Here is a 25,254-nt window from a genome sequence, read left to right on the forward strand (position 1 = left end):
TTCTAGTTTTAATTCAAGTATTTATCCACATAATCATCAAAATCAGGATATTCATTTCGGTTCATGGCATAGAGCATTTCCCCATAGAGAGGGTCACTTGACGGGTCATCAGGTTCTAGAAGAGTAGCTATTTTCATATCATCATCTGGGAAAAGGATGGTGTAGTGATAGGTGTCACTGACAGTGATACTATAATATTTGGTATTATCTTGATAGCCTGACTTATCTATCTTATAGTGAAATTCTTTATCGCCTAGCTTGCCTGTCTTGTCATTGAAGACGATATCAATATCCTCTCCATTTGCTTTCTGAGCCTTCCATTTTCCCTGGAAGCTAGTGTGCTGACCGCAGGCGCTGAGAAAGATTAGTGTTAAGAAAGTGGTGAAAAGCAATGTCAGTTTTTTCATATCGTTCTCCTTGTCTATCCTTTGATATTATTCTACCACAAATGTTAAAAATAAAAAAGCTGAGTTGGTAAACTCAACTTTTGCACAGTAGGTCTGTATTTGAGCTATCTATTCTGCAGCTTGAGCCCAGCGTTGAGATAGCTTGCGCGAGAAGCTGGAAATGGCGAAGTTAATCAGGAAATAGATAGCTGCTACTAGTAGGTAGAGTGCGAAGACCTGTTCAGCTTCAAAATAGCGTCCCATTAGAATTTGAGCAGAACCAAAGAGTTCTTGGAGCGCAATAACAGAATAGAGCAGGCTGGTATCCTTTATCACTGTTACAAACTGAGAAATGATGGCTGGCAGCATTTTCCGAATAGCCTGAGGTAGGATGATATAACGCAAAATCTGAAACTGAGTAAATCCTTGAGATAAGCCAGCTTCAGTCTGACCTGGATCAATGGCATTGAGGCCACCCCGGATAATTTCTGCCAAAGCAGCAGAAGTAAAGACAGTGAAGCTGATGATACCGGCTGGTGTTGACTTAATCTGAAAGACTAAAAAGATGGTGAAAATCCAGAGCAGATTGGGTACATTACGGACAAATTCAATATAAATACTGGCAATCAGTTTGAGCAGTTTATTTTTTCCGTTTCTCATGACGGCTAGAATAGTTCCAAAAATCGTTGATAGGACAATGGAAATGAAAGAAATTTGCAGAGTGAGCCAGAGCCCCTTAAGGATAAAGAGGAGGTTGTTTGCGGTTAAGACTTTTAAAATAATTTCCATAGACACCTCCTTAGATGCTGTAGGCTTGTTTATTGGCTTCCTCTACCCTACGTCCCCAGCTAGCGATTGGGAAGCAAAGGAGGAAGTAGAGCAGAGCTGCTCCGGCAAAGGCTGGGATGTAGTTGGAGTTCAGAGCAGACCAAGACTTGGTCACGAACATCAGATCCATACCAGAGATAATAGCGACGGTAGAAGTGTTTTTTATCAGATTGACGATCTGATTGATTAGCGGTGGCAGGATAATCCGAAAAGCTTGGGGCAGGATGATGTATCGCATGGTTTCTACATAGGTAAAGCCCTGAGAGAGTGCAGCTTCGGTCTGCCCGCGAGGAATGGACTGGATACCTGAGCGGATGACTTCGGCGATATAAGCACCGTGGTAGAGGCCTACACAGAGCACCGCAGTCCAATAGATTGAGGGCATGATGGTGTAATTGCTGACTAGCGGAAGACCGTAAAAGACAATCACAAATTGCACTAAGAGTGGTGTATTCTGATAAAACTCAACAAAAACACGAGCTAGACCACGTAGAACTTTATGCTTACCTGTGCTGATAGCTCCGAAGAAAATCCCTAGTAGAAGAGCCAAGGTCAGGGCACCGATAGAAATGGCTAAGGTAAAGAGGAATCCTTGGAAAAACTTGCCAAAGTCCGCAAAGTAGGCCTGCCAAGAAGAAATACTAAAACTCATGGGGTCTCCTTTCTAATCATCTGTTGAATCAGATGGTTTTAAATCATATTTGTCATAAAGTTTCTGCAGACTGCCGTTTTCCTTCCATTTAGAGATTAGGCCATCTACATAGTCATTCAATTGAGTATTGGATTTTTTTGTTACCACACCATAATCGGCTTTCTTAAAGCTGTAATCCAGAATGTTTGATTTGGAGCTTACATAGCCGGTCAGGATGGACTTGTCAACAGAGATAGCATCAATACGGTGAGCCCGCAAGGAAACAGCAAGTTCAGGGTAGGAGCCTAACTCCACATATTTGAAGTTGAGTTTTTTCTCTTGGGCGATTTCTTCCAGCAAGGTTTGGGTGATAGAGCCTTGGACGACGCCGATAGTCTTATTATTCAAGTCCTTGACGTCTTTAATTTTGCTGGATTTATTAACTAGAAAACCAGAAGCATCGGTGTAGTAAGGAGTTGTGAAATTATAGATTTCCTTACGCTCGTCTGTGATGGTAAAGGTCGCAATTACCATGTCAACTTGTCCGTTGTCCAGAAGTGGTCCGCGAGTTTGTGCGGTAACTGGGACGTAGTTGATTTTGACGCCTAGTTCCTTAGCAATCTTCTTTGCGATATCGATTTCTATACCGCTATATGTATTGCTATCAGGATTGAGATAACCAAAGTTAGGTACATCCTGCTTGACACCGACATTGAGGACTCCGCGTTTCTGGATGTCCTTGACCTGTTGGCTGGTACTGGAATCGGCTTGTGCGGGAGCGGCGTGAATCAAGCCTAGAGTCAGAAGGAGTAAGAGTAGGCTAATGAGTATTTTTTGTAGTTTCATAGGTCTTCTCCTTTTTAAGAAAGCACGTTATCGCTCTCATGGTTGATAATTTTACTGAGAAACTGCTTAGCGCGAGGTTCGGTAGGATTGTCAAAGAAAGCATCAACATCAGTAGTATCCACCAGCACCTCACCGTCTGCCATGAAGATAATGCGGTCAGCTACCTCACGGGCAAAGCCCATTTCGTGTGTAACCACAATCATATTCATGCCGTCTTTGGCTAATTTTTGCATAACAGCAAGAACATCCCCGATTGTCTCAGGGTCCAGGGCAGAAGTCGGTTCATCAAAGAGCAGGAGCTCAGGATGCATGGCTAAACCGCGGGCAATGGCAATCCTTTGCTTTTGTCCACCGGACAGCATGCCTGGGTAAGAGTCTTTCTTGTCCCACATGTTGACAAATTCTAGATATTTTTGAGCGATTTTTTTAGCTTCTTGTTTATCCATTCCTAGGACTTTAATAGGCGCCAAAGTGACATTTTCTAACACCGTTTTGTGGGGGTAAAGATTAAAATGTTGAAAGACCATTCCGACTTCTTTGCGTAAGTTGACCAGATCTTTGGCAGCAGTGTTCGCGACCTCGTGGCCATTGACGATCAAGCTTCCCTGGTCAATACCTTCTAAAGCGTTGATTGTACGGATAAGAGTAGATTTTCCTGAGCCGGATGGTCCCAGCAGTACAACCACTTGCCCTTTTTCAAAACTGAGATTGATATTGCGCAGAGCATGGTAGTCTCCGTAATACTTTTCGACATTTTTAAATTCAACTAAAGCCATATCTTTCTCCTTTGTGTTAGATAATATGACATAGATTTTACCATAGAATAAATAAACTGTCAAATTGAATAAAAATGACTATTTTTATTCTGAGAAAAAATTTTTTTGATGAGAATCGTCCATTTTCTACAAACGTGGAATAAAAATGGTTTGAATTAGTGTTTTTTAAGAAAACTTTGGTATAATAAGACTATATAAATAAAATTGGATTGGGAGTCTAGCTAGGCAAACTAGATTGCCTTTTGCATGTGTTGATGCAGGACGACTTAGCTGACTATGTCACAACTTTTCTATCATGGAGTTGATTCAATCCCAATCTTATGTTAAGGTGAACATATGAAGAAAATATTAGTTGTAGATGATGAGAAACCAATCTCAGATATTATTAAGTTTAATATGGCCAAGGAAGGCTATGAGGTTTTGACTGCCTTTGATGGCAAGGAAGCTTTGGAAATGTTTGAAGCAGAACAGCCGGACATCTTGATTCTGGACTTGATGCTGCCAGAAGTGGACGGACTGGAAGTTGCTCGGACTATTCGCAAGACCAGCAATGTTCCGATTATTGTATTGTCTGCTAAGGACAGTGAGTTTGACAAGGTTATCGGCCTTGAAATTGGTGCTGATGACTATGTGACCAAGCCTTTCTCAAATCGTGAGCTGCAGGCGCGTGTTAAGGCACTTCTTCGTCGGGCAGACCTTGTTGTGGAAAACCAAGTAGAAGAAAGTGGCCCGAACGAGTTGACCATTGGAGAACTGCAGATTTTGCCAGATGCTTTTGTTGCTAAGAAGCATGGCAAGGAGCTGGAGCTGACCCACCGCGAGTTTGAACTTCTTCATCATTTGGCGACACATATCGGTCAGGTGATGACACGTGAGCACTTGCTGGAAACAGTATGGGGCTATGACTATTTTGGCGATGTCCGTACAGTGGATGTGACCATTCGCCGCCTGCGTGAAAAGATTGAAGATACGCCAAGCCGACCTGAGTATATCTTGACTCGCCGCGGAGTTGGCTACTATATGAGAAATAATGATTGAAGCAATTAAACAATTTGTGATTTCTGCGGATTTTGTCTTTGCAATCATTATTATCGGCTTCATTGTAGTTGTTGCCTTGCTTTTATTGGAAAATCGCCGTGATAACCAAAAGCTTGTACAGCTTAATCAAAAGGTTAAAGATTTGATTGCAGGTGACTATTCTGAAGTGCTGGACATGCAAGGGAGTCCAGAAATCACAGATATGACCAACAGTATCAATGATCTTTCAGAGGTCATTCGACTGACACATGAAAACCTTGAGCAAGAAACAAAACGCCTTTCCAGTATCCTGTCCTATATGACAGATGGCGTGCTTGCGACCAACCGTCGGGGGCAGATTATCACTATCAACGATATGGCAACCAAGCAGTTGGGAGTTAAGAGAGATGAGGTCCAAAATATGAGTATTTTGGATCTGCTTTCGATTTCAGACGAGTATGATTTGAGGGACCTGATTACCAATGTTCCTGAGCTGACGATAGATTCTCAGGATGAAAATGGTGAGTACTTGAGCTTGCGGGTTCGCTTTGCCTTGGTAAGGCGGGAGTCGGGCTTCATTTCTGGTTTGGTAGCTGTCTTGCATGATACGACCGAGCAGGACAAGGAAGAGCGGGAGCGTCGCCTCTTTGTCTCCAACGTCAGCCACGAGTTGCGGACTCCGCTGACCAGTGTTAAGTCCTATCTGGAAGCCCTGGATGAGGGAGCCTTGTCTGAGCCAGTAGCGCCAGACTTTGTCAAGGTATCGCTCAATGAAACCAACCGCATGATGCGGATGGTAACGGACTTGCTTAGTCTGTCCCGTATTGACAATGAGACCAGTCATCTGGAAGTGGAGCTGACGAATTTCACAGCTTTTATCACCTTTATCCTCAATCGCTTTGACAAGATAAAAAATCAAGACGAAACCAAGAAATATGAGATTATCCGTGATTATCCGATAACACCGATTTGGGTAGAGATTGATACAGATAAGCTGACCCAGGTGATTGATAATATCATGAACAATGCCATCAAGTATTCGCCAGATGGTGGAACCATTACTGTTTCCATCAAGACAACTGATGAGCAGTTGATTCTCTCGATTGCAGATGAAGGTCTGGGGATTCCCAAGCAGGACCTGCCTAAGATCTTTGACCGCTTTTATCGAGTGGACAAGGCACGCAGCCGCGCCCAAGGCGGAACGGGTCTGGGGCTGGCTATTGCCAAGGAAATTATCAAGCAGCATCAGGGCTTTATCTGGGCTAAGAGTGAGTATGGTGTGGGCTCGACCTTTACCGTTGTCTTGCCTTATGAGAATGATGGCGTCCGGGATGACGACTGGGATAATGAAGATGATATATAGAAAGTAAACATGACTAAAGGATTTCAATACAGTATTTTGGCGTCAGGATCAAGCGGTAATTGTTTCTATCTGGAAACAGACCAAAAGCGGATTCTGGTTGACGCTGGCTTATCAGGGAAAAAAATTACTAGCTTGTTGGGCGAAATTGACCGCAAGCCTGAGGATTTGGATGCTATTTTAGTGACTCATGAGCACAAGGATCACATTCATGGTGTTGGAGTGTTGGCCCGCAAGTATCATTTAGATATTTATGCTAATGAGGCCACTTGGAAGGCTATGGAAAAGGACTTAGGCAAACTGGATGCGAGCCAAAAGCATATCTTTGAATTGGGAAAGACCAAGACTTTTGGAGACTTGGATGTGGAGAGCTTTGGTGTCAGTCATGACGCAGCTTGTCCGCAATTTTACCGCTTTATGAAGGATGACAAGAGTTTTGTCATGCTGACGGATACGGGCTATGTCAGTGACCGGATGGCTGGGATTATCGAAAATGCCGACGGGTACTTGATTGAGAGCAACCATGATATTGAAATTCTTCGCAGCGGCGCCTATCCTTGGAGTCTCAAGCAACGGATTCTGTCGGATATGGGTCACTTGTCCAATGAAGACGGAGCAGAGACAATGATTCGGACTCTAGGCAATCGCACCAAGCGAATCTATCTGGGCCATCTCAGTAAGGAAAATAATATCAAGGAATTGGCTCACATGACCATGGTCAATCAGCTAGCTCAAGCCGATATGGCAGTCGGTCACGACTTCCAAGTCTATGATACCTCGCCTGATACCGCAACGCCTTTGACGAGTATTTAAAAATCAAAGCAAAAGGTTTGGTTTTATTGCTCTAGTGAGTTATCCATTAAATATTTAAAAAGCAACGGTTTTATTTTGTAAAGGAGCTTGTATGCGGCCAATTTACTTTGTGGTAGGTCTCTTATCTTTAGGGTTAGGAGTTTTGGGGATTTTTCTGCCTCTCCTACCAACTACACCATTTCTTCTCTTGTCCATTGCCTGCTTTTCGCGCAGTTCCAAGCGTTTTGAGAATTGGCTCCATCATACAAAGATGTATCAGACCTATGTGGCAGATTTTCGAGAGACGGGAACGATTGCCAAGGAGCGTAAAAAAAAGATCATCGTTTCCATCTATATCTTGATGGGGATTTCCATTTTTCTAGCGCCTATTATTTGGGTTAAGATTGGACTGTTGGGTCTGACCATTTTTATCACCTATTATTTGTTTAAAGTAATTCCGGATAAGGAATAGAAATCACTGTCAGCAGGTGCGTTTGCGCCTGTTTTTTGTTATAATAGAGACTGTATATCTTTGGAAAGGAAAAGGTGTCATGCTACTTATCTGACTGAGGTCAGCATGATGTAAAATAGTAATGGAAAATTTGAAAAAAGCATTGCTGGAGCAGTTTGACTTGGTTTTCTCTGATGAGACCTTGTTGGAAACGGCTTTTACACATACGAGCTATGCCAATGAGCACCGCCTCTTAAAAATTTCACACAATGAGCGCTTGGAATTTTTAGGAGACGCTGTTCTGCAACTGATTATTTCGGAGTATCTTTATACCAAGTATCCTAAGAGACCAGAGGGCGACTTGTCCAAGCTGCGTTCCATGATTGTTCGGGAGGAGAGCTTGGCAGGCTTTGCCCGTGATTGTCAGTTTGATCATTTTATCAAGCTGGGACGCGGTGAGGAGAAGTCTGGCGGCCGGAATCGTGATACGATTTTAGGAGATTTGTTCGAGGCCTTTTTAGGCGCCTTGCTCTTAGATAAGGGTGTGGAAGCAGTCAAAAGCTTTCTCTACCAAGTCATGATTCCCAAGGTGGAAGCGGGAGATTTTGAGCGGGTGACGGACTATAAGACCAAGCTGCAAGAGTTGCTGCAGATTAATGGTGATGTGGAAATTGCCTATCAGGTCGTGTCTGAGACAGGGCCGGCTCATGCCAAAAATTTCGAGGTGGCTGTTCTCATCAATGGCCGCAAGTCCGGTCAAGGCCAGGGGCGTTCTAAAAAGCTGGCCGAGCAGGAAGCTGCTAAAAACGCATTTGAAAAGGAAAGTTCTTCATGTTTTTAAAGGAAATTGAAATTCAGGGCTTCAAGTCGTTTGCTGATAAGACTAAAGTTGTCTTTGATCAGGGAGTGACAGCGGTTGTTGGGCCAAACGGTTCCGGCAAGTCCAACATTACAGAGAGCCTGCGCTGGGCCTTGGGAGAGTCCAGTGTGAAAAGTCTGCGGGGCGGCAAGATGCCCGATGTGATTTTTGCGGGAACAGAAACCCGCAAGCCACTTAATTACGCATCCGTGGTAGTGGTTCTGGACAACAGTGACCAATTTATCAAGGATGCTGCCAATGAGATTCGGGTGGAGCGTCACATTTACCGCAGCGGTGATAGTGAGTATAAGATTGACGGCAAAAAAGTCCGTCTGCGCGATATCCACGATCTCTTCATGGATACTGGGCTGGGACGAGATTCCTTCTCCATCATTTCCCAAGGGAAGGTCGAGGAAATCTTCAACAGCAAGCCGGAGGAACGCCGGGCAATTTTTGAAGAAGCTGCTGGAGTGCTTAAGTATAAGACACGTCGTAAGGAAACGGAAAGCAAGCTTAGTCAAACTCAGGATAATCTGGACCGTCTGGAAGACATTATCTACGAGCTGGAGAGCCAGGTCAAGCCCTTGGAGAAGCAGGCTGAAACTGCTAAGCGTTTCTTGAGTCTGGATGGCCAGCGCCGAGAGCTTTACTTGGATGTTTTGGTAGCTCAGCTGACAGCTAACAAGGAAAAGTTGACCCAGTCTGAAGAAGATTTAAGGAATATCCAGCAGGAGCTGGCAGCCTACTACAGCAAGCGCGATGAGCTGGAAGTTGAAAACCAAACCTTGAAGGCCAAGCGCCATGAGCTCAATCAAACTTTGTCTGATGATCAAGCTAGTTTGCTGGAATTGACCCGCTTAATCAGTGATTTGGAGCGGCAGATTGACCTCTCTAAGCTGGAGTCCAGCCAGGCAGCGACGAGCCGCCGGGAAAATGAAGAGCGCTTGGCTGCTCTGTCAGAAAAACTGGCTCAGATAGAAAGCAACATAGAAGACAAGCAGGCTGAATTGAGCCAAATAGCTGCCAAACTGAGTGACAATGAGCAGTCTATCGCTGCTTTGGAAGCAGAATTAGCAGACTTTTCAGATGATCCAGACCAGCTGATTGAGCATCTGCGTGAGCAGTATGTCAAGCTCATGCAGGAAGAGGCAAATCTTTCTAATGACTTGACTTCTCTGGAGAGTCAGCTGGCTAGTGAGCTTAAATTGGCTGAGAGCAAGAAGGCTGACTATGCTAAGCTACAGGCTGATTTGGAGGCTAGCCAGACTCAGGAGCAGGCTGGTTTGGAGGAGTTGGAAATTGCTCGCCAAGCTCTCAAGGGCCTACTGGCTGACTACCAAAGTCAGATCCAGTTAGTAGAGAAGCTAGAGGCAGATTATAAACATCAGCAGACTAAGATGTTTGAGCTTTTGGACGACCTCAAAAACAAGCAGGCACGTTCCAATAGCTTGGAGGCCATTCTCAAAAATCACAGTAATTTCTATGCTGGTGTTAAGAGTGTGCTACAAGAGGCTGGCCGACTGGGCGGTATTGTAGGAGCAGTCAGCGAAAAGCTCAGTTTTGATCCTCACTATCAGACAGCGCTGGAAATTGCCTTGGGAGCCAGCAGTCAGAATATCATCGTAGAAGATGAGGCGGCTGCGACTCGGGCTATCGAATTTCTGAAGAAAAATCGGGCTGGCCGGGCAACCTTCCTGCCTTTAACAACCATCAAGCCGCGTCAGCTGCCTGACCATAACCGTGCTACAATTGAAAAAAGTGCTGGTTTTCTGGGGCTGGCTTCTTCCTTGGTCAGCTATGAGTCATCGTTAGACAGTATTTTTCAAAATCTGCTGGGAACGACTGCTATTTTTGATACAGTGGAGCATGCCCGAGCAGCAGCTCGCCAAGTGCGCTATCAGGTTCGGATGGTGACTTTGGATGGTACAGAGCTTCGGACTGGTGGTTCCTATGCCGGTGGTGCCAACCGCAATAACAATACTATCTTTATCAAGCCAGAGCTAGATGCTTTGCTAGAGGAGATTAAGCAGAAAAATGTCAGCCTGAAAGAGCAGGAAGAAGCAGTGCAAATTCTGCAAAACCAACTAAGTCAGGCTAAGCAGGTATTGGAACAAATCAAGATAGACGGTGAGCAGGCTCGCTTGGCTGAGCAAAAGGCTAATCTAGCCTATGAACAGTTGGCCAAGCGTGTAGAAGAACTCACAAGTCTGAAAAATCTACAGGAACAGGAGTTAGCTGGTCAATCTGCTTTGGATATTTCAGAAGAGAAAGACCGACTGCAGACCCGCTTGACTGAGATCGAGCAAGAAAAAACGGATATCACTGCAGAAATAGAGCAAGTTAAGTCGAACAAAGATGCAGTTCAGGCTCGTTTCGACAAGCTTTCCTCTCGTCTGGCTGAACTCAAGCTCCAGCGAACAGAGTTGACCTCCAACCAACGCTTTGAAAAGAATGACTTGGAACGTCTGTCCGAGGAAAAAGCCAGCCTTGAAAAAGAGCAGGCGACCTTGGAGCTTTTGATGGAGCAAAAAGAACAGTCCAGCCTGCAGAAGGTGGATATTACGATTCTGGAAGAGCAATTAGAGACTGCCAAGCAAGAAAAGATTGAGCTGGATCAAAGACTGATTCGTCTGAAATTTGAGCTTGAAGATCTAGAAGGTCAGTCTGACGATATTGCCAGTCGTTTGGAGCAAGCCCGCCATCAAAATGAAGAATTGATTCGCCGGCAGGCTAAAGCAGAGGCAGAAAAGGATAAGCTCATGGATGTCATGCGCCGTCTGGCAAGCAATCTGACAGATGACTATCAGATGAGTTTCGAAGAAGCAAGCAGCCAGGCTCGTCCGTTAGAAAGTTTGCCAGCTGCTGAAAGCCAAGTTAAGGATCTGGAAAAAGCCATTCGAGCTTTAGGTCCAGTCAATCTGGAAGCAGTCGAGCAGTTTGAAGAAGTCAGCAACCGTTTGAACTTCCTCAACGAGCAGCGAGACGATGTTCTATCAGCCAAAAATCTGCTCTTAGAGACGATTGAAGAGATGAATGACGAAGTCAAGGAACGCTTTAAATCAACCTTTGAAGCCATTCGTGAAAGCTTCAAGGTGACTTTCCGTCAGATGTTTGGCGGTGGTTCGGCAGACCTGATATTGACGGAGGGAGACTTGCTGACGGCAGGTGTAGAAATCTCCGTACAGCCACCGGGCAAGAAGATCCAGTCGCTTAATCTGATGAGCGGTGGCGAGAAGGCCTTGTCAGCTTTGGCTCTGCTTTTCTCTATCATCCGTGTTAAGACCATTCCTTTTGTCATCTTGGATGAGGTAGAAGCAGCGCTGGACGAGGCTAATGTTAAACGCTTTGGGGATTATCTCAATCGATTTGACAAGGACAGCCAGTTCATCGTGGTCACTCACCGTAAGGGAACCATGTCAGCTGCAGACTCTATTTACGGAGTTACCATGCAGGAGTCTGGGGTTTCCAAGATTGTCTCGGTCAAGTTAAAAGATTTAGAAAGTATGTAACATGAGTATAAAATTAGTAGCAACGGATATGGATGGCACCTTTTTAGACAGTAAAGGTCAGTTTGATATGGACCGCCTCAAGCAAGTTTTGGCTCGCTTCAAAGAAAAAGGTATCTACTTTGCTGTAGCCAGCGGGCGCGGCATCTTGTCGCTGGAAAAGCTGTTTGAGGAAGTGCGCAATGAGATTATTTTTATTGCTGAAAACGGCAGCTTAGTTGAATTTCATGGCGAAGATCTCTATGAAGCAACCATGCCTCGGGACTTTTACCTCAAGGTTTTTGATAAGCTGCAGGAATCTCCCTATGTCAATGTCAACGAGCTGCTTCTAACGGGCAAACGTGCCTGCTATGTCTTGGAGACTGTGGATCCGACCTATCTTTCTTTCAGTGCTCATTATAATGAAAACATTCAAAAAGTAGCTAGCCTGGCTGATATCGACGATGATATTTTCAAGTTTACGACCAATTTTGCTGAGGACCAAGTCGCAGCTGGTGAAGCTTGGGTCAATGAGAATATCGATGGAGTCAAGGCCATGACAACTGGCTACAAGTCCATTGACATCGTTCTGGACCATGTGGATAAGGGGGTTGCCATTGTCGAGCTGGCCAAGAAGCTAGACATAGATCTTTCTCAAGTCATGGTTTTTGGTGATAATCTCAATGATTTGCACATGATGCAGGTGGCTGGCTATCCGATTGCGACTGAAAATGCTCGCCCTGAGATTTTAGAAGTGGCCAAGGAAGTCATCGGCCACCATGATGCTCAGTCGGTTATCACTTACATGGAGGGATTATAATGGCAGATATAAAACTGATTGCTCTGGACTTAGATGGAACTCTCCTGACTTCAGACAAGAAGATTTCTGAGCGCAATCTAGCAGCTTTAAAAGCAGCTCAGGCCAAGGGAGTTAAGGTAGTTCTGACTACTGGACGCCCTCTTAAGGCCATGGACTTTTTCTTGCATGAGCTGGGAACAGACGGTCGAGAGGATGAGTACACCATTACTTTTAATGGTGGTCTTGTTCAGCGCAATACTGGAGAAATTCTTGATAAAACAGTCTTTTCTTATGATGATGTAGCCCGGATTTATGAGGAAACAGACAAGCTCCACATACCGCTTGATGCTATCTGCGAAGGACTGGTCTATCAGATTCAATCCGATCAAGATTCGCTTTATGCTCAGTTCAATCCTGCTCTGACCTTTGAGCCTGTTGATTTCAGCGACTTATCCAGCCAGCAGACTTATAACAAATGTGTTACTGCTTATGCTAAAGAACCACTAGATGCGGCTATTGAGCAAATCTCTCCAGAATTATTTGAGCGCTATGAGATTTTCAAATCTAGAGAAATGTTGCTGGAGTGGTCACCGAAAAATGTGCATAAGGCTAATGGTCTGGAGAAACTGATTGCCCATTTAGGCATTGAGAGAAGTCAGGTCATGGCCTGTGGTGATGAAGCCAATGATCTTTCTATGATTGAGTGGGCTGGTCTGGGAGTAGCCATGCAGAATGCAGTAGCCATCGTCAAAGAAGCAGCCAATGTGGTGACACCTATGACCAATGATGAGGATGCAGTGGCTTGGGCTATTGAAGAATATATACTAAAGGAGGATTAGCTGATGGGATTATTTGACCGCCTTTTCGGCCGAAAAAAACAAGAACCACCAATTGACGAAGTTGTCAAGGAAGCATTGGAAAACATTGACGAGCTTGAAGAAGAAACAGCGCCTGTTCCAGAAGCAGGAGAAAATCTTGAAGCGGAAGCTGTTCAGTTCTATCAGGGCGAGCAGCAACTTGATGACCAAATTTCGGATACAAAAGATAGTTTGGCTGATGTTGAAGAGCCAGCATCTCAAGCTATCCAAGAAGAAAGCAAGGAGCCAGAGCATGAAAGAGAAATTATTGCAGAAAATCAAGAAGTGGCTCAAGGAGCAACTCAGACTGAAGAAACTCTAGAAGAGCACCATTCCAAGAGCAGTGACGAAACGGTAGAAGAACTTGTTGAACAAACAGACCTGTCAGATGAAGCATCAGATTATACTGAGCATGAAGCTGTTTCTTATGACGAGGTGGGAACTGATTCAAATGATGAGTTCGAGCTTGAAACAGAAGCTGAATCACTAACAGAATCAGAACAGGTCAAGCAAGCAGTCGATTTTGCTGAAGAATCAGAAGCAGCAGCTACAGAAGAACCTGTTGAACTTCCTCAAGAGGAATCTACTCAGGAAAAGTATGACCGCAGCCTAAAGAAGACTCGGACAGGATTTGGAGCACGACTCAATGCCTTCTTTGCCAATTTCCGCTCAGTAGATGAAGAGTTCTTCGAAGACTTGGAAGAGTTGCTCATCACTAGTGATGTAGGAGTTCAAGTGGCTTCCAGTCTGACTGAGGAACTACGCTATGAAGCCCGTCTGGAAAATGCTAAAAAACCAGCTGCTCTGCGCCAGCTGATTATTGAAAAATTGGTGGACATTTATGAGAAAGATGGCCGCTTTAATGAAAAAATCAATTTCCAAAATGGTCTGACTGTCATGCTCTTTGTTGGGGTTAACGGAGTCGGTAAGACCACCTCTATCGGTAAACTAGCCTATAAGTACAAACAACAAGGCAAGAAAGTCATGTTGGTAGCAGCAGATACATTCCGAGCTGGAGCGGTGGCTCAGTTGGCTGAATGGGGCCGGCGCGTGGATGTTCCAGTAGTAACGGGACCTGAGAAGAGCGATCCTGCCAGCGTGGTTTATGATGGTATGGAGCGTGCTCAGGCAGAGCAGGTTGATGTTCTTATGATTGACACGGCTGGTCGCCTGCAAAATAAGGACAACCTCATGGCGGAGCTGGAAAAAATTGGCCGCATTATTAAGCGGGTGGATCCAAAAGCACCGCATGAAACTTTCCTAGCTCTCGATGCTTCAACCGGTCAGAATGCTCTGGTTCAGGCCAAGGAATTTTCTAAAATCACTCCAGTCACAGGAATTGTACTGACGAAGATCGATGGGACTGCTCGAGGCGGGGTTGTGTTAGCCATTCGTCAGGAATTGGATATTCCGGTGAAGCTGATTGGCTTTGGAGAAAAGATTGATGATATCGGTGAGTTTAACTCAGAGAACTTTATGAAAGGCCTGCTTGAAGGCTTAGTATAAAACAAAAAACCAGTACGAGTACTGGTTTTTTATATTAAAAATTTTAAAATCTTACTTATTTGGAGACCATTGCCAGTCAGCTCCAAATTCTCTAAGGAGTTCAAAGGAAGCATCTGGTCCCATAGAACCGACAGGATACTCATGAAGAGGCACTTCGTTGCTACGCCATAGCTCTTCAATCTGATCAATCAGCTCCCAGCTGGAACGCACTTCATCCCAGTGGCTGAAGTTGGTTGAGTCATTGTTAAGGACGTCAAAGATTAATTTTTCGTAAGGATCAGGGGAAGCACCGCTAGCTGTTGCGTCTGTTCGATAGTCCAGAGAGAGAGGAGCTAAGCTGAAGCGTTCACCGACCTCCTTGCCATTCATGCTGAGTGAGAAGCCCTCAGTCGGCTGGATATGAATGGTCAGAACATTTGGCGCTAATTCCTCACCAAAGATGGACTCCATCTGCTTAAAGACGATATTGACAAGAGTGCCTTTTTCAGTGAGACGTTTACCAGTCCGGAAGAAAAATGGAACATCACGGAAACGCTCGCTATTTACAAAGAAAGCCCCTGAAGCAAAAGTCTCGGTCATGGAGTCAGGATTAACATTAGGCTCGCTTCGGTAGGAGATGTATTTCTTACCTTTGACCGTGCCTGACTTATACTGACCGCGGATAAAGAAGCGTTTTAAGTCATCTTTGTCGGGCTGTACCAAGCGTTCAAAAACTTTGACTTTCTCTGCCCGAATGTCCTCTTTGCTGAAGCTTTTCGGCTTGTCCATAGCTAAGAGTGATAGGAGTTGCAAGGTATGATTCTGCACCATATCCCGTAGAGCACCGGACTGGTCATAGTAACCGCCGCGTTCTTCGACACCAAGCTTTTCTGCAAAGGTAATCTGGACATTGTCAATGTAGTCACGATTCCAGATGTTTTCAAAGAGAAGATTGGCAAAGCGGATAGCGAAGATGCTCTGAATCATTTCCTTGCCTAGGTAATGGTCAATACGGAAAATCTGTTCTTCATCAAAGGCTGCTAAGAGTTCTTCGTTAAGTTGGCTGGCAGTTGCCAAGTCTGTCCCGAAAGGTTTTTCGACAATCAAACGTTCAAAGCCTTTGCCGTCTACGATATTTTCAGACTTGAGGTGTTTGGCAATGGTACCGAAAAATTGCGGAGCCATGGACAGGAAGAAGAGTTTATTGTGCTCGGCTTGGTACTGCTCATTGAGTCGGCTTTGAAGCTTGCGCAGCTCAATGTAGTGCTCGGTATCCTGCACATCATGGCTTTGATAGTAGAAGTGGCTGGCAAACTCTTGGGCTTGCTCTGGACTGTCAGCTAAATCAGCGATTGCTTCGACAACGACAGACTCAAAATACTCCTTGCTCCAAGGCCGGCGGGCTGTTCCAATGACTGCAAAATGCTTGGAAAGATTGCCAGACTTATAGAGCCTGAAGAGGGATGGATAGAGTTTTCTTTTAGCCAAGTCACCGCTGGCTCCGAAAATTGTTACAATAACTTTTGAAGACATCCTGATACCTATTTTCTAAATGATGTCTCTATTTTATCACAATTTTTCTAAAGATTGTATTCAGAAATTCGGTTTCTGAAAAGGGAGACAAATAGAAAGAAATTGACCGCTGCTTGAAACATATTCAAATACAAAAAATGAGGCTTAGACACGATTGTGCCAGCCTCGTTTTCTTTATTCAAATACCCGATAAACGTAAGGATTGTCCGGTTTTTCTACCTTATCAAAGCTTTCAACTTCTAGAGTTGGCAGGCTTTGCCCCAAACTTTTATGGTAGTGCATGGTAATTTTTCCCTTGGCATGAATCCAGGTATTATTCTCGAAATGCTGGGTATTTCCAGTCGTCAAGAGGCCATAGACACCTGAGTCGGCGATACAATGGATAATACCGAAGCGAAAAAGAAATTGGCTCTTCTGGTCGCTGGGGTCATTGTAGACAAAGCCGGTGAACTCCAGCGTTTTGCCTACAAACTCGTCGGGATAATCATAGATGACCTCCATGATTTCCATGTAGTTCTCAGTTGTGACCTGAATGGTATCTTGCTTGACATATTTCTTGGCGGCTGCCCGCATTTCTTTTTCGTAAGCCCCTTTGGTAAAGTAGGTGCTGGTATCCGGCTTTAGGTATTGGCTGGTTGTGCCTTCGTCCTGCTGAATAGCAGTTGAAGTTCCCTCAGCTAGTGGAAAATGAAATCCTTTGGCCGAAACTGTTGTCGAATCCAAGGTAACAGTTGGAAAGAAAATTCCCACAAAAAGCGGAATGACAAGGAGCATCACGCTGCCTAACTTGGCCCAGCGAGTATTTAAATGACTGTGGACCTCCATCTTCTTCATCCAGATGATGAGCTGCACAACTGCCAAGATAAAAGATAGAATCATAGACAAGTAGGCCAGATAGGAGTAGTGGAGATTGATATATTGGTTGAGCTTGCCTGTCAGCTGTAGGTACATGGTGATCTCAAAGTAGCCGACTAAGATTAGAAATCGGATCATAGCACTACCCCCACAAGCCAAGAGTAAAGAAAGACGACGACAGTAACCAGGCTGATAAATTGCCAGATAAAGCGTGTCTTAAAGTAGTTTTTCATCATCAGCAGATTCTTGACATCTAGCATAGGCCCAATGACCAAGAAAGCTAAGACTGGCGATAAGCCGAAACTAGCAATCAAGGAGCTTCCAATGAAAGCATCAGCTTCACTGCAAAGTGAGAGCAGGAAGGACAGCAGCATGAGCAGAAGAATAGCAACAGCTGGTGTTGAGCTGATGGAGGTCAGGATTCTGGTTGGCACATAGACCTGGACTAGGCTGGCAAAGAGACAGCCAAAGACCAGATAGCGACCAGTATCGAAAAATTCGTCAATGGCCTGCACAAATACCTGAAAAAGCTTTTGTCCCTTGCTGAGATGTGAAAAGTCATGCTCATGAATAGCTTTGCGATTTTCTTTTTGAATATTGCTGTCTGCAAAGAAGCCCAGAAAAATCCCTAAAAGAATAGCCACGACCATAGAACCTAAAGAACGAAGCAGAGCCATTCGGAAGGAATTACCAAAGGCTGAGTAGGTCGCAAAGAGCACGATGGGGTTGATGACTGGAGCCGTTACAAGAAAAGGCACAGCCGTGTAACTGGGGACTTTCTTTTCCAGAAACCGATTTATAATGGGAACAATTCCGCACTCGCAAGAAGGGAAGACAAAACCAATCAAGCTCCCAAAGAAAATCCGAGCCCATTTGTTCTTGGGTAGGAAACGATAAACCTTGTCTGGCGTGACATACACCTCGATAAAGCCAGAAATGATACTTCCAATCAAGACAAAAGGCAGGGCCTCAATGATAATGGAGAGAAAAATGGCACCAGCTTGCAGGACACTGGCCGGTAGCTGAGAGAAGAAGCTCATTCTTTCTTATCCTTCTCGTTTTTAGATTTTTTCTTGTCTTCCTCAGGGAACTCTACCTTTTCCATCTTGGGCAGGGTCGCAAACTCCTCGAACATCTTGTCCAAATCGTCTGATCTAGTAAATTTAACAGCCATAAAGGCACCTCATTTCTAAAATAATAATTCTATTATACTACCAATCATCAAAAAATGAAATTTTGAAACATAAGAGACTCTTTGTCGCTGATTTACCCTAAATTTTTTTGTACAAATAGTACTAAATAGTTCTAAAACTGCCTATCTTTCAAAGCACTTGTGATATAATAGGATTGTTATGGAAAATATAAATATTGAAAAAATTGCCCAGAAATTGGGTCTTAAAGAAAGCCAAGTATCACAGGTCCTAGATTTGACCGCTGAGGGAAATACAATTCCTTTTATTGCTCGTTACCGTAAGGAAATGACAGGAAATCTGGATGAGGTAGAGATTAAGGCAATCATTGACTTAGATAAGAGCATGACTGCTTTGACAGAACGTAAAGCGACGGTCTTAGCTAAGATTGAGGAGCAGGGGAAATTAACGGATGCTCTTCGCTCTGAGATTGAGTCTGCTGAAAAGCTGGCTGATGTGGAAGAACTTTATCTGCCTTATAAGGAGAAACGTCGTACCAAGGCTACGATTGCGCGTGAAGCAGGTCTCTTTCCTTTGGCTCGCTTCATCCTACAGGATGCGGCTAACTTGCAGGAAGAAGCTGAGAAACTGACTAGTGAAGTCTTTCCAACAGCAGAAGCTGCTCTAGCTGGAGCAGTGGATATTCTGACTGAAGCAATTTCCGAAGATACTAAGCTGCGGGCTTGGACCTACCATGAGATGCAGACCAATTCTTCTATCGTATCCAGTCTCAAAGACGGTGATTTGGATGAAAAGCAGGTCTTCCAGATTTATTATGATTTTTCTGAAAAAGTAGCGACTATGCAAGGCTACAGGACTCTGGCTCTTAATCGTGGTGAGAAGCTAGATATTCTCAAGGTTGGTTTTGAGCACAATCTCGAGAAGATCCTGCGCTTCTTTGAAGTACGTTTCAAGGTGAAAAATGCCTATATTATCGAAGCTGTCCAGCAAGCAGTCAAAAAGAAAATCATTCCAGCCATGGAGCGCCGTATTCGGACCGAGCTGACTGAAGCTGCTGAGGATGGTGCGATTCAGCTCTTCTCAGAAAATCTCCGTCATCTCCTTCTGATTGCTCCTCTCAAAGGCCGCGTAGTACTGGGCTTTGACCCAGCCTTTCGGACAGGAGCCAAGCTGGCTGTTGTTGATGCGACAGGAAAAATGCTGACGACTCATGTTATTTATCCAGTAGCGCCAGCAAAGCCAGCTCAGATTGAAGCATCTAAGAATGAGTTATCGGAGCTGATTGAGCAGTTTGGCGTGGAAATCATTGCCATCGGAAATGGAACGGCTAGCCGAGAAAGCGAAGCTTTTGTAGCAGAAGTTTTGAAATCCCATCCAGATGTCAGCTATGTTATCGTTAATGAGAGCGGTGCATCTGTCTACTCTGCTAGTGAACTGGCTCGTCATGAGTTTCCAGATTTGACCGTTGAAAAGCGCTCAGCTATTTCCATAGCCCGCCGTCTGCAGGATCCATTGGCTGAGCTGGTCAAGATTGATCCTAAGTCTATCGGGGTTGGTCAGTACCAGCATGATGTCAGCCAGAAAAAACTGTCTGAAAGTCTGGACTTTGTCGTTGATACAGTGGTTAACCAAGTCGGGGTCAATATCAACACAGCAAGTCCTGCCCTGCTTGCCCATGTAGCTGGTCTCAATAAGACTATTTCAGAAAATATTGTCAAATACCGGGAAACGGAAGGCTTGATTCGGTCTCGCGAGGCCATCAAGAAAGTGCCGCGTCTAGGCGCAAAGGCTTTTGAACAGGCGGCCGGCTTCCTGCGTATTCCTGAAAGTGATAACCTGCTAGACAATACAGGCGTTCACCCAGAGTCTTATAAGGCAGTGGAGGAGCTCTTTAAGCGTCTGGAAATCAGCAGTTTGGATGAAGCTGCCCAAGTCAAATTAAAGGCTGTTCAGACTGCTAGTTTGGCTGCAGAGCTAGGATTGGGAGAAGAAACCCTCAAAGATATTATTGCTGATTTGCTCAAGCCTGGCCGGGATTTGCGTGATTCCTTTGACGCGCCAGTTCTGCGGCAGGATGTCTTGGATATCAAGGATTTGCGCATCGGTCAAAAGTTGGAAGGAGTCGTCCGGAATGTTGTCGATTTTGGAGCCTTTGTAGATATCGGTATCCACGAAGACGGTCTTATTCATATCTCCAAGCTGAGCACAGACTATATCAAGCATCCTAGTCAGGTCCTATCTGTTGGCGATTTAGTCACTGTCTGGGTGGATAAACTGGATGTGGAGCGGGAGAAGGTCAACCTCTCTTTGATAGCACCAAATGAATCTAACTAACTATGTCAAGCGGGTTTCGCTTGAGGATTTTGGCTGGGAATTCCACCACCAAGCTTATTGGAACAAGCGTCTCCGCACTACAGGGGGACGCTTCTTTCCAAAAGATGGTCATCTGGATTTCAACCCAAAAATCTATGAAACTTTTGGTCTGGAGACCTTCCGAAAAATTGTCCGCCATGAGCTGGCTCACTATCACCTCTATTATCAGGGTAAAGGATACCGCCATGGGGATCGAGATTTTAAAGAACTGCTCAAGCAAGTTGATGGTTTGCGCTACGCTCCCGCGTTGTCCAACTCGCAATCTTTTCTCGTCTATGAATGCCTGAGCTGCGGAGCACTTATCCGTCGTAGACGTAGAGTCAATCTTCAAAAATACCGTTGCGGACGCTGTATGGGCAAGCTCCGTTTGTCAGAGAAAGCTTGATAGATTAGCGAGAGAGTTCCTTGAAGAACTCTCTTTTTCAAAAGAATGAATATTCTAATCCATAATCAGCCTTTGGCCCGATTGTTTTCTCATGAAATATGGTAGAATAAAGTAAATATGATCATTGAGGTCTCTATCATGAACGTGAAATTCTATAAGTTGAAAAAGAATCGACTGATTTCCGGTGTCTTGTCCGGTCTGTGTGATAAATTTGATTTTGATCTGAGCCTGGTGCGCTTCCTCTTTATTATCTTTACTGTGGTCAATTTCGGCTTGGGAATTCTCATCTATATCCTGCTAGCTATGGTTATGCCCTATAAAGAAGACATAGAAGAAGAAATGTATGGAACCGGCCCGCGCAAACGAAAAGAAGCAGAAGCTATCGAAGACGATAAAGACGGCTGGTTTTGGTAATTCTTAATAAAATAGAAAATTTCGGGATGCACTCCCGATTTTTTACTTGAAGTAGGGAATGTTTTAGTAAGACATTTCTATACCGTGATTTATTTTCTGCTTGCTTCTTTTAGATAAAATCTAAAAAAGAAGCAGGATAGAAAACCAGGTAAATTGACACTTAAAAACATCACCAAAATATTAGCAATTTATCCAAGGAGGAAATATGACAGAATTTTGGAATGCCTATGACTTAAATCGAAATCAACTCCCTCATCTCCTGGTTCGAGGAGAAAAAATTCCTGAAGGACAGTTTCATCTATGTGTTAATGTCTTGGTTCGTCACCAGGATGGTGATATTCTCTTTATGCGGCGATCAGCCAATAAAAGCCTTTATCCTGGCTATTATGAGTTCGGAGCAGGTGGCAGTGTGCTGGCTGGAGAGGATAGTCTGACAGCCGCCTTACGTGAATTAGAAGAAGAAACAGGCTTGGTTCCTGACAGCATCAGACTTTTGGAGCAGGTGTGCTCTATCAAAGATCAGTGCCATTTCGACTATTTTGAAGTGGTTGTATCTGGCGATAAGAGTCAAGTCCGCTATCAGGAAGGCGAAACAGATGCCCATGTCTGGTTGCCTCTGAAAGAGGTCCCAGATTTTGTAGAAAACCATCCTTGTTTTAATAACCAAAAGAAGATTCTTAACAGCCTGCTTGACTAAGACCATGGCTGTTTTTCTATTTTTACTAAAAAGTTGATTTAAATCAAAATATTTTTTCGACCTAAAATCAATCTTAAAGATTCTTTTGAGGTAAAAATTTGCTATAATAGAAGCAGACAAATTTGAAGGGAGAAGACAATGTCAGTAAAGGTCAAAGACCTCTTAAAAATGTCTCGTCTGTCTCAGGAGTACGGAGATAAAGTTTTACTGGAGAAAGAAATTAAAACTTCAGATATTTCTCGGCCTGGACTTGAAATGACTGGATATTTTGATTTTTATACACCCGAGCGGATACAGCTGATTGGGATGAAAGAGTGGTCTTATCTGATGAAGATGAGCTCTCATAATCGCCATCAAGTACTGCTGAAAATGTTCCAGCCTGAGACGCCGGTGGTTATCATTGCTCGAAATTTAGAGATTCCTAAAGAAATGATTGATGCGGCTGATGAGAAGCAGGTTGCTATTCTTAGAAGCAAAGCCTCTACTAGCCGCTTGTCTGGAGAAATTTCCAGTTATCTTGATTCTCGGCTAGCTGAGAGAACCAGTGTTCATGGGGTTCTGATGGATATCTATGGCATGGGAGTTCTCATCCAAGGGGACAGTGGAATTGGTAAAAGTGAGACAGGACTTGAATTGGTTAAGCGTGGCCATCGTTTGGTTGCGGACGATCGAGTGGATATCTATGCCAAGGATGAAGTGACCCTTTGGGGAGAGCCAGCTGAAATTCTGCGCCACCTATTGGAAATTCGTGGTGTTGGTATCATCGATGTCATGAGCTTATACGGAGCCAGTGCTGTGAAAGATTCTTCTCAAGTTCAGATAGCTGTCTATTTGGAGAATTACGATACTCAAAAGACTTTTGACCGTCTAGGTAATGATACAGAGGAGCTGGAGGTTGCCGGTGTCAGAATTCCACGTATTCGGATTCCTGTAAAGACTGGTCGCAATATCTCTGTCGTGATTGAGGCTGCGGCGATGAACTATCGAGCAAAGCAAATGGGCTATGATGCTACAAAGATCTTTGAAGAGCGCCTCACCGATTTAATTAGCCGGAATGAGGTGAAACATGATTGATCCAGTAGCTATCCAACTAGGACCTATCAGTATTCGCTGGTATGCCATCTGTATTGTCACAGGCTTAGTATTAGCCGTTTATCTTGCCATGAAAGAGGCTCCGCGTCGGAAGATTATTCCTGATGATATTTTGGATTTTATCCTAGTGGCTTTTCCCGTAGCCATCGTGGGTGCCCGGCTTTATTACGTGGCCTTCGAGTGGGATTATTACGGTAAGAATCTGATAAAAATCATTGATTTCTGGAATGGCGGAATAGCAGGTATTGCTATTTACGGCGGGCTGATAGCTGGTGCTATCGTTCTCTACTTTTTTTGTAGGAGAAGGCTGATTCACCCAGTTGATTTTCTGGATATTGCAGCACCAAGTGTGATGATTGCCCAGAGTATTGGTCGCTGGGGAAATTTTGCCAACCATGAGGCCTATGGTGCGGCAGTTAAGAGTTTGGACTATCTGCCTAGCTTTATTCGTGAAAATATGTATATCGAAGGCAGCTACAGACAGCCAACCTTCCTCTATGAATCTGTATGGAATCTGATTGGTTTTATTTTGATTATTGTTCTCCGCCGTCGGCCTAAGTTGCTGAGACAAGGAGAAATCGCCGCCTTCTATCTGATTTGGTATGGATTTGGCCGGATGATTATTGAGGGTATGCGGACGGACAGTCTCATGTTTGCTGGTCTGCGTGTTTCCCAATGGCTGTCGCTGATTCTTATTTTTGTTGGAATCGGCATCATCATTTACCAAAGAAAAAAGAAAGCCCCTTATTATCAAGAATAAGAAATGCTTAGAGCCGCTGACTCTTGTAAGAGATGTCTGCAATGAAAGGAGAGAAATATGATAATTGAAATTGCTTATGCATTACTAGCGGTAGCGCTCATTATCTTCGTGATTTACTTGACGATTACTGTCAAAAATCTGGGCGAAAAAGCTGGTAAGATGCTAGATGAAACAGAAAATACCATTAAGGTCTTGACTTCTGATGTCAACGTGACCCTTCACCAAACCAATGATTTGCTGGCCAAGGTCAATGTCTTAACTGACGACATCAATCAAAAAGTCGCAACCATTGATCCTTTGTTTACAGCTGTGGCGGACTTATCTGAATCTGTTTCAGATTTAAACGTTCAGGCGCGTACGCTGAGTAAAAAAGCAGTGTCTGCTGGTAAGGGAACAGTCAAAACTACAGCTGGTTTATCTGCTTTGCGTTTTGCTTCAAAATTGTTTAAAAAATAAGAAAGAAGGTCTATTATGGGAAAATTTTCATCACTGTTATTGGGAGCTGTCACTGGTGCAGCTGCTGCCTATTTCCTGACCAGTAAGAAAGGAAAGGAAACGACAGATAAGGTTCGGGACTTTGTAAAGGAATATCAAGAAAATCCTGATGATATCCATGAAGCTGTCGTTCAGTCTGCTAAAGACTTTTCAAATCAAGCTGTTAGCGCAATTCAACAAACCAAAGAAAAGGTTGAGAAAGGCGAGATTACAACTGAAACAGTCATCGAATCTGTCAAAGAAACGACAAAATCTGTCGTTGACTACTCACAAGATAAGTTTAACGAAATCAAAGAAAAATTTGATAAAGAAGAAAGCAGCTTAGCTGAGGAAGAACCTGTGATCTTCGAAGAGGGAGAAGAACCTTCAGAAGAAATCATCATTGACTTCGGAGCAGAAGCGACAGAAGGACAAGAAGAAAAGGCTGTTGAAATAGACAGTCAAGAAGAAAAATAAAACAAAGAAGACTAGCAAAATTGCTAGTCTTCTTTGTTTACAAGAATGAAAAAAAGAACCGAGGACTTAAAGCGTCGTCGGTTTTTCTTATATTTTAAAATCGTAGAATCACAAGGTTGGTTTATTTGTTAGTTTGGCGTTTCTTTGCGAACAGGCGATAAGATTGAATGCTAATCAGGCTGGAAGCAATGGCCAAAGTGAAGGACATAAATGTATTCATTTTTAAACTCAAAAATACAAAGCTAAACAAAACTGTCAAGACACAGAAAACAGCAATATTTAAGAAGAAAAAGAGTTCACTTAATCTTGGTGATGTTTCTGCTTCAGGTAAGTACTCTTGATAGAGTGGTGTTTGTTCAGATTCAATTTCTTGGTAGTAGTAGTCAGTTGGGTCATCATATTGTTGGTATTTTCTTACGTGCATAATTCTCTCTCCTTACAGTACCCTCTAATTCTACCATTTTTTTGCAG

The 25,254-nt window shown here is 43.9% G+C and carries 27 protein-coding genes; 17 read left to right on the forward strand and 10 right to left on the reverse strand.

Annotated features, from left to right (window positions below):
• Positions 1–8: 8 nt before the first annotated feature.
• The 5 genes from O3620_RS05770 to O3620_RS05790 form a co-directional block, all read right to left on the reverse strand.
• Complete coding sequence (locus O3620_RS05770; protein WP_002918684.1) at positions 9–407, reverse strand: hypothetical protein; 399 nt, start codon at positions 405–407, stop codon at positions 9–11.
• A gap of 108 nt (positions 408–515) precedes the next feature.
• Positions 516–1,175, reverse strand: coding sequence for an amino acid ABC transporter permease (locus O3620_RS05775; RefSeq protein ID WP_002916988.1), 660 nt, complete (start codon positions 1,173–1,175; stop codon positions 516–518).
• Positions 1,176–1,185: 10 nt separating this feature from the next.
• Complete coding sequence (locus O3620_RS05780) at positions 1,186–1,866, reverse strand: amino acid ABC transporter permease (RefSeq protein ID WP_002916989.1); 681 nt, start codon at positions 1,864–1,866, stop codon at positions 1,186–1,188.
• A 12-nt stretch (positions 1,867–1,878) separates the two neighbouring features.
• Positions 1,879–2,691 (reverse strand): transporter substrate-binding domain-containing protein, encoded by an 813-nt coding sequence (locus O3620_RS05785; RefSeq protein WP_002916990.1) that lies wholly within the window; start codon positions 2,689–2,691, stop codon positions 1,879–1,881.
• Between the two features lie 14 nt (positions 2,692–2,705).
• Positions 2,706–3,467 (reverse strand): amino acid ABC transporter ATP-binding protein, encoded by a 762-nt coding sequence (locus tag O3620_RS05790; RefSeq protein ID WP_002913381.1) that lies wholly within the window; start codon positions 3,465–3,467, stop codon positions 2,706–2,708.
• 336 nt (positions 3,468–3,803) lie between these two features.
• Between O3620_RS05790 and yycF the strand changes: the two genes are divergently transcribed.
• The 9 genes from yycF to ftsY all read left to right on the forward strand — a co-directional run bounded on the left by yycF (position 3,804) and on the right by ftsY (position 14,593).
• A complete protein-coding gene (gene yycF, locus O3620_RS05795; protein WP_002894937.1) occupies positions 3,804–4,505 on the forward strand; it encodes a response regulator YycF in 702 nt (233 codons plus the stop codon).
• Positions 4,498–5,847, forward strand: coding sequence for a cell wall metabolism sensor histidine kinase VicK (gene vicK / locus O3620_RS05800; RefSeq protein ID WP_371601523.1), 1,350 nt, complete (start codon positions 4,498–4,500; stop codon positions 5,845–5,847). The genes yycF and vicK overlap by 8 nt, the downstream gene beginning before the upstream one ends.
• 9 nt (positions 5,848–5,856) lie before the next feature.
• Entirely contained in the window at positions 5,857–6,657 is an 801-nt protein-coding gene (locus O3620_RS05805) for an MBL fold metallo-hydrolase (RefSeq protein WP_002913382.1), read from the forward strand.
• Positions 6,658–6,748: 91 nt separating this feature from the next.
• Complete coding sequence (locus O3620_RS05810) at positions 6,749–7,108, forward strand: YbaN family protein (RefSeq protein ID WP_371601524.1); 360 nt, start codon at positions 6,749–6,751, stop codon at positions 7,106–7,108.
• Positions 7,109–7,229: 121 nt separating this feature from the next.
• The gene (gene rnc / locus O3620_RS05815; protein ID WP_002913383.1) at positions 7,230–7,928 is read left to right on the forward strand and encodes a ribonuclease III; all 699 of its coding nucleotides are present in this window, start codon (positions 7,230–7,232) and stop codon (positions 7,926–7,928) included.
• A complete protein-coding gene (smc, locus tag O3620_RS05820; RefSeq protein WP_371601525.1) occupies positions 7,919–11,455 on the forward strand; it encodes a chromosome segregation protein SMC in 3,537 nt (1,178 codons plus the stop codon). Before rnc ends, smc begins: the two co-directional genes overlap by 10 nt.
• Position 11,456: 1 nt before the next feature.
• The gene (locus tag O3620_RS05825) at positions 11,457–12,251 is read left to right on the forward strand and encodes a Cof-type HAD-IIB family hydrolase (protein WP_125408851.1); all 795 of its coding nucleotides are present in this window, start codon (positions 11,457–11,459) and stop codon (positions 12,249–12,251) included.
• The gene (locus tag O3620_RS05830) at positions 12,251–13,069 is read left to right on the forward strand and encodes a Cof-type HAD-IIB family hydrolase (RefSeq protein WP_371601526.1); all 819 of its coding nucleotides are present in this window, start codon (positions 12,251–12,253) and stop codon (positions 13,067–13,069) included. Before O3620_RS05825 ends, O3620_RS05830 begins: the two co-directional genes overlap by 1 nt.
• Before the next feature lie 3 nt (positions 13,070–13,072).
• A complete protein-coding gene (gene ftsY, locus O3620_RS05835; protein ID WP_371601527.1) occupies positions 13,073–14,593 on the forward strand; it encodes a signal recognition particle-docking protein FtsY in 1,521 nt (506 codons plus the stop codon).
• Positions 14,594–14,644: 51 nt separating this feature from the next.
• Here the strand turns inward: ftsY and zwf are convergent, their stop codons facing one another.
• The 4 genes from zwf to O3620_RS05855 all read right to left on the reverse strand — a co-directional run bounded on the left by zwf (position 14,645) and on the right by O3620_RS05855 (position 18,134).
• Positions 14,645–16,105, reverse strand: a complete 1,461-nt coding sequence (gene zwf, locus O3620_RS05840; protein ID WP_371601528.1) for a glucose-6-phosphate dehydrogenase — start codon at positions 16,103–16,105, stop codon at positions 14,645–14,647.
• Positions 16,106–16,279: 174 nt separating this feature from the next.
• Complete coding sequence (locus O3620_RS05845) at positions 16,280–17,098, reverse strand: TIGR03943 family protein (RefSeq protein ID WP_002897211.1); 819 nt, start codon at positions 17,096–17,098, stop codon at positions 16,280–16,282.
• Positions 17,095–18,000 (reverse strand): permease, encoded by a 906-nt coding sequence (locus O3620_RS05850; protein ID WP_371601529.1) that lies wholly within the window; start codon positions 17,998–18,000, stop codon positions 17,095–17,097. Before O3620_RS05850 ends, O3620_RS05845 begins: the two co-directional genes overlap by 4 nt.
• Complete coding sequence (locus O3620_RS05855; RefSeq protein WP_002897213.1) at positions 17,997–18,134, reverse strand: SPJ_0845 family protein; 138 nt, start codon at positions 18,132–18,134, stop codon at positions 17,997–17,999. The genes O3620_RS05850 and O3620_RS05855 overlap by 4 nt, the downstream gene beginning before the upstream one ends.
• 178 nt (positions 18,135–18,312) lie before the next feature.
• On the opposite strand from O3620_RS05855, the gene O3620_RS05860 reads away from it, so the two are divergent.
• The 8 genes from O3620_RS05860 (at position 18,313) to O3620_RS05895 (ending at position 24,783) form a co-directional block, all read left to right on the forward strand.
• Positions 18,313–20,445 carry a Tex family protein gene (locus tag O3620_RS05860; protein WP_371601530.1) on the forward strand — a complete coding sequence of 711 codons (2,133 nt, stop codon included), beginning with the start codon at positions 18,313–18,315 and terminating at the stop codon, positions 20,443–20,445.
• On the forward strand, positions 20,432–20,869 hold the full coding sequence (locus O3620_RS05865; RefSeq protein WP_268697892.1) for a SprT family protein: 438 nt from the start codon (positions 20,432–20,434) through the stop codon (positions 20,867–20,869). The genes O3620_RS05860 and O3620_RS05865 overlap by 14 nt, the downstream gene beginning before the upstream one ends.
• A gap of 138 nt (positions 20,870–21,007) precedes the next feature.
• A complete protein-coding gene (locus O3620_RS05870; protein WP_032907817.1) occupies positions 21,008–21,283 on the forward strand; it encodes a PspC domain-containing protein in 276 nt (91 codons plus the stop codon).
• Positions 21,284–21,488: 205 nt separating this feature from the next.
• Complete coding sequence (locus O3620_RS05875; RefSeq protein ID WP_002914770.1) at positions 21,489–21,980, forward strand: NUDIX domain-containing protein; 492 nt, start codon at positions 21,489–21,491, stop codon at positions 21,978–21,980.
• A 138-nt stretch (positions 21,981–22,118) separates the two neighbouring features.
• On the forward strand, positions 22,119–23,054 hold the full coding sequence (gene hprK, locus O3620_RS05880; RefSeq protein ID WP_002894971.1) for an HPr(Ser) kinase/phosphatase: 936 nt from the start codon (positions 22,119–22,121) through the stop codon (positions 23,052–23,054).
• A complete protein-coding gene (gene lgt, locus O3620_RS05885) occupies positions 23,047–23,832 on the forward strand; it encodes a prolipoprotein diacylglyceryl transferase (protein ID WP_002894973.1) in 786 nt (261 codons plus the stop codon). The genes hprK and lgt overlap by 8 nt, the downstream gene beginning before the upstream one ends.
• 57 nt (positions 23,833–23,889) lie before the next feature.
• Positions 23,890–24,288 (forward strand): DUF948 domain-containing protein, encoded by a 399-nt coding sequence (locus O3620_RS05890; protein WP_002897219.1) that lies wholly within the window; start codon positions 23,890–23,892, stop codon positions 24,286–24,288.
• Positions 24,289–24,303: 15 nt separating this feature from the next.
• Complete coding sequence (locus O3620_RS05895; protein ID WP_002909316.1) at positions 24,304–24,783, forward strand: YtxH domain-containing protein; 480 nt, start codon at positions 24,304–24,306, stop codon at positions 24,781–24,783.
• Positions 24,784–24,904: 121 nt separating this feature from the next.
• On the opposite strand, the gene O3620_RS05900 is transcribed toward O3620_RS05895, so the two are convergent.
• Positions 24,905–25,207, reverse strand: a complete 303-nt coding sequence (locus O3620_RS05900; protein WP_009659279.1) for a DUF3270 family protein — start codon at positions 25,205–25,207, stop codon at positions 24,905–24,907.
• Positions 25,208–25,254 lie beyond the last annotated feature (47 nt).

This window comes from Streptococcus sp. 27098_8_134, assembly GCF_041431675.1.
GTDB classification, from domain to species: Bacteria; Bacillota; Bacilli; order Lactobacillales; family Streptococcaceae; genus Streptococcus; species Streptococcus sanguinis_R.